Genomic DNA, 13,645 nt, shown 5'->3' with positions numbered 1-13,645 from the left:
CCGCAGGTGGGGGCTGATTGTCACGGTTCTGCTACGTGCGCTCTAGGCGTCGCCGGGGCTCCTGGCGTCCTCGGGGTTCCCGGCGTCCTTTGGAGGCCGTCCCCGGCGGGGCAGCGGCCCGGTGTCGCCGGGCAGCCGTCCCGCTTCCTTGAGGGCCCTGCGCAGCAGGAACTCGATCTGGGCGTTGGCGGAGCGCAGTTCCTCCCCGGCCCACCGCGCCAGCGCCTCGTACACCTGCGGGTCCAGCCTCAGCAGCACCTGCTTGCGCTGCTGGGGCCGCCGCCCGGGGGAGTCCCTCTCGGAAGGTGCCGTCACTGGTAGAGCGTCCCGGTGTTGAGGACCGGCTGCGGGGCGCGGTCACCGCACAGCACCACCATCAGGTTGGACACCATCGCCGCCTTGCGCTCCTCGTCCAGCTCGACGATGTCCCGCTCGGAGATCCGGGCCAGCGCCTCCTCGACCATGCCGACCGCGCCCTCCACGATCTGCCGCCGGGCCGCGACGACCGCCCCCGCCTGCTGCCGCTGGAGCATCGCCGAGGCGATCTCGGGCGCGTAGGCGAGGTGCGTGAAGCGGGACTCGATGATCTGGACGCCGGCCGACTCCACGCGCGCGTGCAGTTCGGTCGCGAGCTTCTGGGTGATCTCGTCGGCGTTGCCGCGCAGCGAGAGCCCGTCCTCGTCGTGGGCGTCGTAGGGGTACTCGATGGCGATGTGCCGTACGGCCGTCTCGGTCTGGGTGGCGACGAACTTCACGAAGTTGTCGACCTCGAAGGTCGCCTGCGCGGTGTCCTGGACCTTCCACACCACGACCGCGGCCAGCTCGATCGGGTTGCCGTAGGCGTCGTTGACCTTGAGGACCGCGGTCTCGTGGTTGCGGACCCGGGTGGAGATCTTCGTGCGCGAGGTGAAGGGGTTCACCCAGCGCAGGCCGTCCTGGCGGATCGTGCCCCGGTAGCGCCCGAAGAGCTGGACGACCCGGGCCTCGCCCGGTGCGACGGTGTTGAGGCCGCGCAGTGAGATGAACGAGGCGAGAAGCACCAGGATCCCGGCCGGGATCAGCGCGCCCTTGACGCCGGTCGAGGTCGAGGCCGCCGCGACGGCGAGCAGGGCGGCCCCGCCGCCCAGGCCGAGCAGCCCGAGCAGCAGCGCGAGCCCGCCGCCGATGCTGTGCGCGGGGGTCTCCCGTACGCGCGGGGCGGGCATTTCGGGCACCTCGGGCGCTTCGGGCGCCTCAGGAGTCGAGTCGTCCATGGACATGGCGGTCCCCCATCTGTCGACATCTATCGATGCGCTTACTAACTGATATCACTTTACCCTGCTCCGGCAACCTTCACGCCCTCCCGGCGGTCTGGTTCCGAGGAGGCGGGTGCTGATTCTCACGCCCCCCGAAGACCGGATCGAAGGTCCTTTGTCATATAGAGCGGTGTTAGCTTTCTGAGCTGACCTGAGCCACGAACCTGTGTGGCCGCCGATGAGGAAGCGGAGCGAGTCGACCCATGGGACGAGCGGAAGAGAGACGAGCACGTCAGCGCGGTGGCCGCCGCGCGGCGCCGCCCACGCGCTCGTCCGGCACACCGAGCGAGGGTGTCGCCGAGGGCGGCCGCGCCGCCGCGCGCAAGGCCGCCCGGGGCAAGAAGAACACCAAGAACGGTAAGAGTCGCATACGCAGGCTCTTCACCTGGAAGAAGATCCTCGGCACGTTCTTCGGCCTCTGCCTGCTCGGCATCGGGGCGTTCATCGTGCTGTACATGATGGTCGGCGTCCCCAAGGGCAACGCGGACGCTCAGAAGCAGAGCAACATCTACAAGTACAGCGACGGCTCGGTCATGGCCCGCGAGGGCGACACCAACCGCGAGATCGTCGACCTCTCCGAGGTGCCCAAGGAGGTCCAGCACACCTTCGTCGCGGCGGAGAACAAGACCTTCTACACGGACGCGGGCATCGACCTCAAGGGCACCGCCCGCGGTCTCCTCAACACCCTCTCCGGCAAGGGCAAGCAGGGTGGTTCGACCATCACCCAGCAGTACGTCAAGAACTTCTACCTCGACCAGGACCAGACCGTCACGCGCAAGCTGAAGGAACTGGTCATCTCGCTCAAGGTCGACCGCAACACGTCCAAGGACGACATCCTCGCCGGGTACATCAACACCAGCTACTACGGCCGCGGCGCCTACGGCATCCAGGCCGCCGCCCAGGACTACTACCGGGTCGACGCGAAGAAGCTCACCGTCGAGCAGGGTGCCTATCTGGCCGCGCTGCTCCAGGCGCCGAGCCAGTACGACTGGGCGGTCGCCACCCCGACCGGCAGAAAGCTCGTGCAGGCGCGCTGGAACTACGTCCTCGACAACATGGTCGACATGGGCTGGCTGGACAAGACCAAGCGCGCGTCCATGACGTTCCCGGTGCCCAAGGAGCCCAAGGCCGCCCCCGGTCTCGAAGGCCAGAAGGGCTACTTCGTCAAGCTGGCCAAGCAGCAGCTCGAGGCGCAGATGGTGAAGAAGGACGGGATCACCCAGGACGAGGCGGAGGCCCGGGTCGAGAACTCCGGCTGGACCATCACCCTGAACATCGACAAGAAGAAGCAGGCCCAGCTGGAGAAGTCCGTCAAGAACCAGCTGACCAGCCAGCTGGACCCGAAGAAGCGGACGGTCGACAGAAACGTCCAGGCCGGCGCCGCCTCCGTGGACCCCAAGACGGGCAAGATCGTCGCCCTGTACGGCGGCTCGGACTACACCAAGCACTTCATCAGCAACGCCAACCGCACCGACTACCAGCCCGCGTCGACCTTCAAGCCGGTCATCCTCGCCGCCGCCCTGGAGAACGGCTCCGAGACGCAGTCCGGCAAGCCGATCGGCGCGAACACGGTCTACGACGGCACCAGCAAGCGCCAGGTCGTGGACGCCGGCGGCAACAAGGTCGGGTTCGCCCCCGAGAACGAGGACGACCACAGCTACGGCAAGCAGGTCACCGTCCAGACGGCCATGAACCAGTCCATCAACTCCGTCTTCGCGCAGATGGGCGTCGACGTCGGCATGGACAAGGTGCTGGCGACGGCCACCAAGCTCGGCATGGACACCGGCAAGCTGAAGGCGCTGCCCGCCTACACGCTGGGCACCATGGGCGCGAGCCCGATCCAGATGGCCGGCGTGTACGCCACGCTCGACAACCACGGCAAGCAGGTCACGCCGACCATCATCGGCTCGGCGGAGCAGGGCGGCAGCGAGTACCAGATGCCGGACCCGATCGGCGAGCAGGTCATCAGCCGCGAGGCCGCCGACACGGTCACCTCGGTCCTGACCGGCGTGGTCGACGACGGTACGGCCAAGGTGTCGGTGCAGGAGAACCCGGCCCGCGACGGCCGCAAGGTGGCCGGCAAGACCGGTACCTCCGACGACAACCTCTCGGCCTGGTTCACCGGCTACACCCCGGACCTGGTCACCTCGGTCGGCCTGTTCGGTGAGGACTACAAGACCCACGCGCAGAGCAAGATGTACAAGACCGCGGGCCTCCCGCGCGTCAACGGCGGTGGCTTCCCGGCCCAGATCTGGGCGGAGTACACCTTCGGGGTGGCCGACTCGGACTCCAAGTTCGACCTGGAGACCGACCAGGGCGCGGCGGTCCAGCCCACCTTCACCCCCAAGCCCAGCGAAACCCCCTCGGAAACCCCGTCGGAGACCCCCACCACGGACAAGCCGTCGGAAACCCCGTCGGAAACCCCGACGACGGGCGCCCCGACCACCCCCGAGGAAACCCCGTCGGAAACCCCGACGACAGGCGCCCCCACAACTCCGGAGGAAAGCACCACCACTCCGGAGAACCCGTTCGACCCGAACGGCGACCAGTAGCCGACCAGAAACGCTGAGGGCGCCCGGTGCTCACCGGGCGCCCTCAGCGCTGGCCGAGCCGATGGAGTACTGCCGGAGGGAGCGGCGTGGAGAGAAGGACGTGGGCATGGGCGAGCGCCGCCCTGCTGGGAGTGGTGTTCCCGCTCGTCTACGCCGTCGGCGTCCTGTCCGGATTCACGCGGAGCGAGACGATCTGTGCGATCCAGGCGGGGAAGGGCCCGTCGAACCGGCCGCAGTCGATCACCGAGAGCGCGTTCCCGCTGTCTCACGTCTGCCGTTGGAGCGACGGCACCACGGTCGACCTGGTGCCCGCCGCGATCAACCCCTTGCTCTACGCCTGTCTGGCCGGCACAGCCCTCTGTTCGGTCCTGGCCGTGCGCGCGACCGTGCGACGACGAAGGAACTCGTCCGAGAGCGACGTCGTACCGCCCCCGACCCGGTAGGGAGCGACAAGCCCCCACCGGCCGACGGCGGACCGACTACCCCCGATTGAGCTCGAACCACACGACCTTCCCGGTACTCAGCCGAGTGGCCCCCCACCGACGAGCGAGCCGGTTGACGAGGTAGAGTCCCCGCCCGCCTTCGTCCGTCGCGCGGGCCTGCCGGAGACGCGGCAACTGTGGCACGTCGTCGCCCACTTCGCACCGCAGCACATCGGTCCGCAGTAGCCGCAAAGTGACCGGCCGGGTCGCGTACCGCACCGCGTTGGTGACGACCTCGCTCACCAACAGCTCGACGGAGTCGGTGAGATCCTCCATGCCCCAACGGGACAACGCCCGCCGCGCGAGCCGCCGGGCACGGCCGGGTGCCGCGTCCTCCGGCTCAAGGAACCAGTACGCGACGTCGCTCGGCGCGATCCCGTCGAAGCGGGCCGCGAGCAGCGCGATGTCGTCGTCCCGGTCGCCGGGGCCGAGCATGTCGAGCACCTCGTCGCACAGCGCCTCCAGCGGCGGCGGGTGATCCGGCCCGGTCAGTTGCGCGGTGGCGGCCAGCTTCTCCCGCAGCTGCTCTATCCCGGTCCACACGTCCCGCAGCCGCGACTCGACGAGCCCGTCGGTGTACAGCAGCAGCGTGGCTCCGGCGGGCGCGTCCAGTTCCACGGCCTCGAAGTCGACGCCCCCGACACCGATCGGCGCGCCCGGCGGCACCCGCAGCACCTCCGCACGGCCGCCCAGGTGCAGCAGCACCGGTGGCGGATGCCCGGCGTTGGCGATGGTGATGCGGTGCGAGACCGGGTCGTAGACGGCGTAGAGGCAGGTCGCCATGCGGTCCGTACCGAGCCGCTGCGCCTGCTCGTCGAGATGGTGCAGCACCTCCTGCGGAGGCAGGTCGAGTCCGGCCAGCGTCTGGGCCGTGGTGCGCAGCTGGCCCATGATCGCCGCGGACGTCATGGAGTGACCCATGACGTCACCGACGACCAGCGCGACCCGGCTGCCCGGCAGCGGGATCGCGTCGTACCAGTCGCCGCCCACCCGGGCCGTCTCGGCGGCCGGCAGATAGCGCGAGGCCAGCCGGACGCCGGTCGGGCGCGGGAGCGTCTCCGGGAGCATGGTCCGCTGCAACTCGTCGGCGATGTACGCCTCACGGCCGTAGAGGACCGCCTTGTCGATGCCCAGCGCGCTGTGCGTGGCCAGTTGGGCGGCGACGAGGAGGTCGTCCGGGTCGAAGGGGATGCGGTCGGGGCGGCGCAGGAACAGCGCGGCGCCGATGACCCGGCGCCGGCCGCGCAGCGGGGCGAGGATCGCGCGCCGCCCGGTCGGTACGGCGAACTCGCAGCCCTCGCCGAGCAGTTCCGGCAGCGCCGCGCGGGCCGCGGGCGTGTCCGTGAACACCGGCCGCACCCCGCGCAGCACCTCGGCGAGCGCGCTGCCGGGCTGCACCTCGCACAGTTCGGTGCCGAGCGCGTCCAGCTCGGTCGGGTTCTCCGGGACCGGCACCGGCAGGATGCCGTCCTCCAGGTCCCGCTCCTGCTGCGGGATGCGGTCGCTGCGCCGCAGCCGGAGCACGAGCGGGCCGGTGGGCCGTTCGTCGCCGACGGGCAGCGGGTCGCGCAGATAGACGAGGATCGCGTCCGAGAACGTCGGCACGGTGGCCCGGCACAGGCCCATGACGATCTCGTCCAGGTCGATGCCGCGGGCGATCCGGCGAGTCGCCGCGCCCACGAAGCGCAGCCGGTCACCGTCCCGCCGCATCGGCGTGGGCCGGCCCGGGGGCACGCCCTGTCCGGTCCGGCGCTCGTCGCCGCTCTGGGCCGGCCCGTCCGCACCGGCGGGCTGGATCGGTACGCCCTCGGCGACCGGGCGCGGGCGGTGGGTGTCCTGTTCGGCGGCGGCCGGCTGGGAGTGCTCGGAGCCGGTACCGGCGGGGTTCATGCCCATGTCCTTGTGGTTGCCGGTGGCGCCGGTCTTCCCGGTCGTGCTGTTGCTGCTCTGGACGACGGGCGCCGGGGAATGCAGGAGCGCCCCGCGGGGGTCCGTGGGGTCGACGCCCGGCTGGGGGCGTTCGAAGGAGGTCGGGTGCTCCGTCACGCGTGTCGAATCCGTCCGTCCGGGGCTGCGCGAAGTACGCGCAGTTGGTCCCGCCGAAATCCCGATACCCGGAATGGGTGTCCCAGGAACGGAATTCCCGCGTGGTCAGGGCATGTTCCTGTGTGCATGCTGAACCGTCTGCGGACAGTACCGGTGTTCCCCTCGTACCCCACGCTCACGTCCTGCCGCCCCTCGGTGACGATCGGTCAAGCCCAGTGCCCGCTCCGGTAGTTGCCGCTGCGCGCTCTTGCGGAGGACGATCCTACGTTTGCAGCCCGGGGGCGCATCAAGGGTCTCATGAGGACAAGTGCGCGGGCGTACGGTCCCAGTCTTCCGGAAGGAACGGCACAGTCCAGGACGGATCGGGCCGCCAGTCGGGCCAGCCGTCCGAGAACGGCGGGCCCCAGGCGCGGATCACCTCCACCGCGGACCGCCCGGCCCGACGGACCTGTCCGGCCAGTTCCGGGCCCATCAGACCGTCCTGCTGGGCCTGCGCGAACTCGTCCTCGTCCCGCCACTGCCAACTGCGGTCCGGTTCCACGGTGATGTCCAGGAAGTGGTCCTCGGAGTCCACGCCGCCGTCCCAACGCACCAGCGGCTCCTCGAGGTTGACGTACCAGTTCTTGAACTGCCAGCCGGGCTCCCAGAACAGCCACACCGACCACGGCAGCCCCGGCCGCGCCAGCTTCAGCACCCCGGTGCCGAACCAGCGGTCCCGCTGCACGGTCCGCGGCTTGGTGTAACGGGACTCCAGCGGCTCCGTGTGCACGGCCGTGCCGTCGGCGAGCACCGGCTTCACACACTCGGTGCCGGGCGCCAGCCACACGGCGAGCAGATCCGCGTCGTCGCGTACGACGGTGACCGGACGCACGATGTGGAAGCGCGCGCCGGCGTTCTCCCGGTAGCGCCACAGGATCTGACTCCCGGGCGCCCAGAAGGAAGTCGCCGTACCCGCTTCCGCCGCTCTCACCGCGCTCACCGCTCCACCGTCTGCCATGAACAGATATTAGGTGCCATAGGCATACGACGCTGCGGTTCCCGTCACGGTTCACGCCCGGGACGGGAAAGGTTACGGCCGTGTCATCCGCAGGACATCCAGCGCCTCGTCCAGCTGCTCCACCGTGAGGTCGCCGCGCTCGACGTAGCCGCCCGCCAGGACGACCTCGCGGATCGTCCGCCGCTCGGCCAGCGACTTCTTGGCGACCTTGGCGGCCTCCTCGTAGCCGATGTACTTGTTGAGCGGGGTGACCACGGAGGGCGAGGACTCGGCGTACTCCCGGGCCCGTTCGCGGTGGGCCACGATGCCGTCGACGGTCCGGTCGGCCAGCAGCCGCGAGACGTTGGCGAGCAGCCGCACCGACTCCAGGACGTTGCGGGCGATGACCGGCAGCATCACGTTCAGCTCGAAGTTGCCGGCCGCGCCCGCCGTCGCGACGGTGGCGTCGTTGCCGACGACCTGGGCGGCGACCATCAGCACTGCCTCCGGGATCACCGGGTTGACCTTGCCGGGCATGATCGACGAACCGGGCTGGAGGTCGGGGAGCGAGATCTCGGCCAGCCCGGTCCTGGGCCCCGAGGACATCCACCGCAGATCGTTGGCGATCTTCGTCAGCCCGACCGCGATGGTCCTGAGCTGCCCGCTGGTCTCGACGATCCCGTCTCGTGCGCCCTGCGCCTCGAAGTGGTCCCGCGCCTCGGTCAGCGGCAGCCCGGTGGCCCGGGCGACCTCCTCGATGACGGCGGCCGAGAACCCGGGCGGGGTGTTGATCCCGGTCCCGACGGCGGTACCGCCCAGCGGCAGCTCGGCGAGCCGGGGCAGCGACGCCTCGAGGCGCTCGATCCCGTACCGCACCTGGGCCGCGTAGCCGCCGAACTCCTGCCCCAGGGTCACCGGGGTGGCGTCCATGAGATGGGTCCGCCCGGACTTCACGACGTCGGCGAACTCCTCGGACTTGCGGCCGAGGCTGTCGGCGAGGTGCCGCAGCGCGGGGATCAGGTCCCGGGTGACGGCGGCGGTGGCGGCGATGTGGATGGAGGAGGGAAAGACGTCGTTGGACGACTGTGAGGCGTTCACATGGTCATTGGGGTGCACCGCGGCCCCGCCCCCGAGCCGCTCGCTCGCCAGGGTCGCGATGACCTCGTTGGCGTTCATGTTGGACGAGGTCCCGGACCCGGTCTGGAACACGTCGATCGGGAAGTGCGCGTCCCAGTCCCCCCGGGCCACCTCCTCGGCCGCCTCCTGGATCGCCTCCGCCACGTCCTTGTCGAGCACCCCCAGCCGCGCGTTCACCTTCGCGGCCGCCCCCTTGATCCGAGCGAGCGCCTCGATGTGCGCCCGCTCGATCCGCTGCCCCGAGACGGGAAAGTTCTCCACGGCCCGCTGCGTCTGCGCCCGCCACTTGGCGTCCACGGGGACCCGGACCTCGCCCATGGAGTCGTGCTCGATGCGGTAGTCACTCATACCCGGTACAGCGATCGGGGGGAGGCATATGTTCCGGCCGGGTGCCCCGTACCGGACCTTTCTCGCCTCCCCCTACGTCGTCGTCGCCGCGCCGACCCCGGCGCCCGCACCGGAATCGGCGTGCACGCGGGCGCGGGTGCCGGGTCCTGGAGGAAGTCGCCGCACCAGAGGCGCTACGCCAGCCCGGGGCCCCGGACCGGGATCGAGGTGAAGGTCGGTGCCGGAGCCGGGTCCTGAAAGAAGTCGTTCGACTTGTTCGTCCGACGGCACCACCCAGCCCGTCCGGCGTTTGAGGACGGGCCCTTCGGGCCGATGGGGGTCCAAGAGGCGGGGTCGAAGGGGCGGCAGCCCCTGGGGACGGGACGGGTAGGGGCGGCGGGGGCGAATCCATTCCCGCCGCACCGGACGAGCTACGCCTGCCCGGGGCCCCGCACGGGGATCGAGGTGAACGTCGGCGCGGGCGCGGGATCTTGGAAGAAGTCGTTGCCCTTGTCGTCGACGACGATGAAGGCGGGGAAGTCCTCGACCTCGATCTTCCAGACGGCTTCCATGCCGAGCTCCTCGTACTCGACGACCTCGACCTTCTTGATGCAGTCCTGGGCGAGGCGGGCGGCCGGGCCGCCGATGGAGCCGAGGTAGAAGCCGCCGTGGCTGTCGCACGCGTCGGTGACCTGCTTGCTGCGGTTGCCCTTGGCGAGCATCACCTTGGAGCCGCCCGCCGCCTGGAACTGCTCGACGTAGGAGTCCATGCGGCCGGCCGTGGTGGGGCCGAAGGAGCCGGACGCGTAGCCCTCGGGCGTCTTCGCCGGGCCCGCGTAGTACACCGGGTGGTCCTTCAGGTACTGCGGCATCTCCTCACCCGCGTCGAGCCGCTCCTTGATCTTGGCGTGCGCGATGTCACGGGCCACGACCAGCGGGCCGGTGAGCGAGAGCCGGGTCTTCACCGGGTACTTGGTCAGCTCGGCGAGGATGTCGTCCATCGGCTGGTTGAGGTCGATCCGGACCACGTCGGAGGCCTCGTCGAGGTGCTCGTCCGTCGTCTCCGGCAGGAACCGCGCCGGGTCCGTCTCCAGCTGCTCCAGGAACACGCCCTCCGCGGTGATCTTCGCGACGGCCTGCCGGTCGGCCGAGCAGGACACCGCGATGGCGACCGGGCAGGACGCGCCGTGCCGGGGCAGCCGTACGACCCGCACGTCGTGGCAGAAGTACTTGCCGCCGAACTGCGCGCCGATCCCGATCCTCTGCGTCAGCTCGAAGACCTTCTGCTCCAGCTCCTTGTCCCGGAAGCCGTGCCCCAGCTCCGAACCCTCGGCCGGGATCTCGTCCAGGTAGTGCGCGGAGGCGTACTTGGCGGTCTTCAGCGCGTACTCGGCGGAGGTGCCGCCGACCACGATCGCCAGGTGGTACGGCGGACAGGCGGCCGTACCGAGCGAACGGATCTTCTCCTCCAGGAACTTCATCATGGAGCCCTCGTTGAGGACCGCCTTGGTCTCCTGGTAGAGGAACGACTTGTTGGCCGAGCCGCCGCCCTTCGCCATGAACAGGAACTTGTACGCGCCGCCGTCGGTGGCGTACAGCTCGATCTGCGCGGGGAGGTTGGAGCCAGTGTTCTTCTCGTCCCACATGGTCAGCGGGGCCATCTGCGAGTAGCGCAGGTTGAGGTTCAGATAGGCGTCGTAGATGCCCTTCGACAGGGCCGACTCGTCACCGCCCTCGGTCAGCACGTTCTGCCCGCGCTTGCCCATGACGATCGCCGTACCGGTGTCCTGGCACATCGGGAGCACACCGGCGGCCGCGATGTTCGCGTTCTTCAGCAGGTCCAGGGCGACGAACTTGTCGTTGCCCGACGCCTCGGGGTCGTCGATGATCCGGCGCAGCTGGGCGAGGTGCGCGGGCCGCAGGTAGTGCTGGATGTCGTGGATGGCCTCCTCGGCGAGCTTGCGCAGCGCCTCCGGCTCCACCTTGAGGAACGTCCGCCCGTCGGCCTCGAAGGTGGAGACACCCTCGGAGGTCACCAGCCGGTAGGGGGTGGTGTCCTCTCCCATCGGGAGCAGATCGGTGTACGCGAACTCAGGCATCTCAGCCCATTCCTCACTCGAAAGACGGCCACCCGCCTCCGTTGGCGGGCCTCACCAGCCTAGAACCTGTCCAAGCACGGAAGCTTGTGAGGTAAGGCTCAGTTGGTTGTTCAAGACTTGTCCACAGCCCTAGTCGCGATCTATCGCGTTTCGGTACGCTGCTGCCGTGGACCTTCAGAAGCACACCGACCCCGCACCCACCCCGGCGGAGCTGCGCGCCTCGGACGCCGACCGCGACCGTGTCGCCGACATCCTGCGCGAGGCCCTCGCCGAGGGGCGCCTGACCGCGGACGAGCACGCCGAGCGGGTCGAGGGGGTGCTGAGCGCCAAGACGGTGGGCGAGCTGGAGGTCTTCATCCGGGACCTGCCCGCGGCCCATGAGCGCCGTACGACCCCGGCCTGGACCCCGGCGTCCAACCGCCCGACCGAGGCGATCCCCCACGACCCGGACGACAACGTGGTGGCGGTGTTCAGCGCCGCCGTCCGCAAGGGCCGCTGGCGCGCGGGCCGCCGCATCCACGCGTACGCGATCTTCGGCAGCGTGGAGATAGACCTCAGCGAGGCGATCTTCGAGTACCGCCAGGTCGTGATCAAGGCCTTCTCGGTCTTCGGCAACGTCGAGGTCCGCGTCCCGGAGAACGTCTCGCTGCGCGGCACCGGCGGCGGAATCCTCGGCAACTTCGAGGTCGACACCCTCGACTCGACCGAGCCGGACGCCCCCGTGGTCTACGTCGACGGCTGGGCCGTGCTCGGCAACATCGAGGGCCGCCCCAAGCGCGGCAAGCTCGTCGCGGACATCCTCGACCGGGTGCAGCGGGTGGTGGACCGCAAGGTCGACAGGGGTTTGCGCAAACACCTGGATCGTTGACGGTCGTGAATCCGGGCGTGTCCGAAACCGACGGATCCGCCCCCGGCCGAGCGCCGACGGCGCACAGGACCGCCCGGAATCCAGCGCTTCGGGACTCAGTGCATAGGCGCGCGCACAGCGGGTAGGGCTTGCTGCATCGTCTCTCGCTCGCGAAGCCGTCGTCAGGAGTAGACCGTGCTGCAACCGCCGCATTCGTCCCTGCAGGTCGCTGCCGTTCCGGCCCAGCGGGTGCCGGTGCGGGACAGGGACCAAGACGCTCCATGGCACACCGAGGCGGTGTGCCGGCGCGACGAGGCCGGCCTGTTCTTCGCCCCCTCCAAGGAACCCACCGCCGCCAGGCTCTCCCGCGAGGAGGCCGCGAAGCGCGTCTGCGCCCGCTGTCCGGTCATGGTCGAGTGCCGCGAACACGCCCTCCTCCAGCCCGAGCCCTACGGCGTCTGGGGCGGCCTGACCGCCGCGGAGCGCCGGGTGGTCCTGGCCCGGCGCAGGCGCCGCGACATGGAACTGAAGAACGCGGCCAGGGCGGCCCGCATAGCCCAGGCGGGCTGAGCGCAAGGACAGCGGAAAGGGCGCCCCCTCCGCACCGGGGCGCCCGTTTCCGTAGGGGCGCGGGGCTGTCTCGATGTCCGGCTACCGCCGCGTGGGCGCGACAAGCCACGACGCACCCGCGGCCGCCAACGCTCCGACCCGCCTGAGCCCCGAGCCGCCCGAGCCGGCAGGCGCCAAAGGGCGCCACAGGCGCTACTTGGCGCGATCGAAGTCCACCGCGCTGTACGCCCGCAGCTTGCTCAGCCGGTGCTCCGAGTCGATCCGCCGCACCGTCCCCGACTTCGACCGCATCACGATCGAGTCGGTCGTGGCCGTCTCCGACCGGTACCGCACACCCCGCAGCAGCTCACCGTCGGTGATCCCGGTGGCGACGAAGAACACGTTCTCCCCGGACACCAGGTCGTCGGTCGTGAGCACCCGGTCCAGATCGTGCCCGGCGTCCATCGCCCGGGCCCGCTCCTCGTCGTCCTTGGGCCACAGCTTGCCCTGGATGGTCCCCCCGAGGCACTTCACGGCACAGGCGGAGATGATGCCCTCCGGGGTTCCGCCGATCCCCAGCAGCAGGTCGACGCCGGTGCCCTCGCGCAGCGCGTAGATCGACCCCGCGACATCGCCGTCGGAGATCAGCTTGATCCGCGCCCCCGCCTCCCGGATCTCCTTGATGATCCCCTCGTGCCGCGGCCGGTCGAGGATGACCACGGTCACGTCCTCCGGGGTGACCCGCTTCGCCTTGGCGACCCGCCGGATGTTCACCGACACCGGCGCGTCGATGTCGACGAAGTCCGCCGCCTCGGGGCCGGTGACCAGCTTGTCCATGTAGAACACGGCGGACGGGTCGAACATCGACCCCCGGTCCGCCGCGGCCAGCACGGCGATCGCGTTCGGCATGCCCTTGGCCGTCAGCGTGGTGCCGTCGATCGGGTCGACGGCGATGTCGCACTCGGGCCCGGTCCCGTCGCCCACGCGCTCCCCGTTGAAGAGCATCGGGGCCTCGTCCTTCTCGCCCTCGCCGATGACGACCACGCCGTTCATCGACACGGTGGAGACGAGGGTCCGCATGGCGCGCACCGCGGCACCGTCGGCGCCGTTCTTTTCGCCGCGCCCGACCCAGCGGCCCGCGGCCATGGCGGCGGCTTCGGTCACCCGGACGAGTTCCAGGGCGAGGTTGCGGTCGGGAGCCTCGGAGGGGACTTCGAGTTCGGAGGGCAGATGATGATGCTCGGTCATCGGAGCGCACCTTTCTGATACGACGACGGCCGGATGAGGGTGTTCGCCCGACTCTATCGCCGGGCAGACAAAATGAGCAGGGGGCCC

General features: G+C 70.1%; 11 protein-coding genes. 4 read left to right on the top strand and 7 right to left on the bottom strand.

Features of this window, described 5'->3' with window-relative positions:
- Window positions 1–42 precede the first annotated feature (42 nt).
- Window positions 43–315 (bottom strand): hypothetical protein, encoded by a 273-nt coding sequence (locus G3I78_RS36385; protein WP_164432742.1) that lies wholly within the window; start codon window positions 313–315, stop codon window positions 43–45.
- On the bottom strand, window positions 312–1,259 hold the full coding sequence (locus G3I78_RS36380) for an SPFH domain-containing protein (protein WP_164432740.1): 948 nt from the start codon (window positions 1,257–1,259) through the stop codon (window positions 312–314). The genes G3I78_RS36385 and G3I78_RS36380 overlap by 4 nt, the downstream gene beginning before the upstream one ends.
- Before the next feature lie 239 nt (window positions 1,260–1,498).
- Between G3I78_RS36380 and G3I78_RS36375 the strand changes: the two genes are divergently transcribed.
- Together G3I78_RS36375 and G3I78_RS36370 are read left to right on the top strand one after the other, a co-directional pair.
- On the top strand, window positions 1,499–3,847 hold the full coding sequence (locus G3I78_RS36375; RefSeq protein ID WP_164432738.1) for a transglycosylase domain-containing protein: 2,349 nt from the start codon (window positions 1,499–1,501) through the stop codon (window positions 3,845–3,847).
- Between the two features lie 86 nt (window positions 3,848–3,933).
- Window positions 3,934–4,290, top strand: a complete 357-nt coding sequence (locus G3I78_RS36370) for a hypothetical protein (RefSeq protein ID WP_164432736.1) — start codon at window positions 3,934–3,936, stop codon at window positions 4,288–4,290.
- A gap of 36 nt (window positions 4,291–4,326) precedes the next feature.
- Here G3I78_RS36370 and G3I78_RS36365 read toward each other — a convergent pair whose 3' ends face one another.
- From G3I78_RS36365 to G3I78_RS36350, 4 genes are all read right to left on the bottom strand, one after another.
- On the bottom strand, window positions 4,327–6,375 hold the full coding sequence (locus G3I78_RS36365; protein WP_164432734.1) for a SpoIIE family protein phosphatase: 2,049 nt from the start codon (window positions 6,373–6,375) through the stop codon (window positions 4,327–4,329).
- A gap of 295 nt (window positions 6,376–6,670) precedes the next feature.
- A complete protein-coding gene (locus G3I78_RS36360) occupies window positions 6,671–7,372 on the bottom strand; it encodes a DUF402 domain-containing protein (RefSeq protein WP_164432732.1) in 702 nt (233 codons plus the stop codon).
- Window positions 7,373–7,444: 72 nt separating this feature from the next.
- Window positions 7,445–8,836 carry a class II fumarate hydratase gene (locus G3I78_RS36355; RefSeq protein WP_164432730.1) on the bottom strand — a complete coding sequence of 464 codons (1,392 nt, stop codon included), beginning with the start codon at window positions 8,834–8,836 and terminating at the stop codon, window positions 7,445–7,447.
- Between the two features lie 410 nt (window positions 8,837–9,246).
- Entirely contained in the window at window positions 9,247–10,914 is a 1,668-nt protein-coding gene (locus tag G3I78_RS36350) for a fumarate hydratase (protein WP_164432728.1), read from the bottom strand.
- Window positions 10,915–11,080: 166 nt separating this feature from the next.
- Here G3I78_RS36350 and G3I78_RS36345 point away from each other — a divergent pair, with 166 nt between their 5' ends.
- Entirely contained in the window at window positions 11,081–11,782 is a 702-nt protein-coding gene (locus G3I78_RS36345; protein WP_164432726.1) for a DUF1707 and DUF2154 domain-containing protein, read from the top strand.
- Window positions 11,783–11,956: 174 nt separating this feature from the next.
- Window positions 11,957–12,331 carry a WhiB family transcriptional regulator gene (locus G3I78_RS36340; RefSeq protein ID WP_164432724.1) on the top strand — a complete coding sequence of 125 codons (375 nt, stop codon included), beginning with the start codon at window positions 11,957–11,959 and terminating at the stop codon, window positions 12,329–12,331.
- 192 nt (window positions 12,332–12,523) lie between these two features.
- Here G3I78_RS36340 and glpX read toward each other — a convergent pair whose 3' ends face one another.
- Window positions 12,524–13,558: a class II fructose-bisphosphatase gene (glpX, locus tag G3I78_RS36335; RefSeq protein ID WP_164432722.1), complete on the bottom strand. Its 1,035-nt coding sequence runs from the start codon at window positions 13,556–13,558 to the stop codon at window positions 12,524–12,526.
- Window positions 13,559–13,645 lie beyond the last annotated feature (87 nt).

The sequence above is a fragment of the Streptomyces sp. SID13726 genome (assembly GCF_010548375.1).
GTDB lineage: Bacteria > Actinomycetota > Actinomycetes > Streptomycetales > Streptomycetaceae > Streptomyces.
Note: the sequence above shows the minus strand (reverse complement) of the source record. Positions and strands in the feature narration are given on the sequence as shown.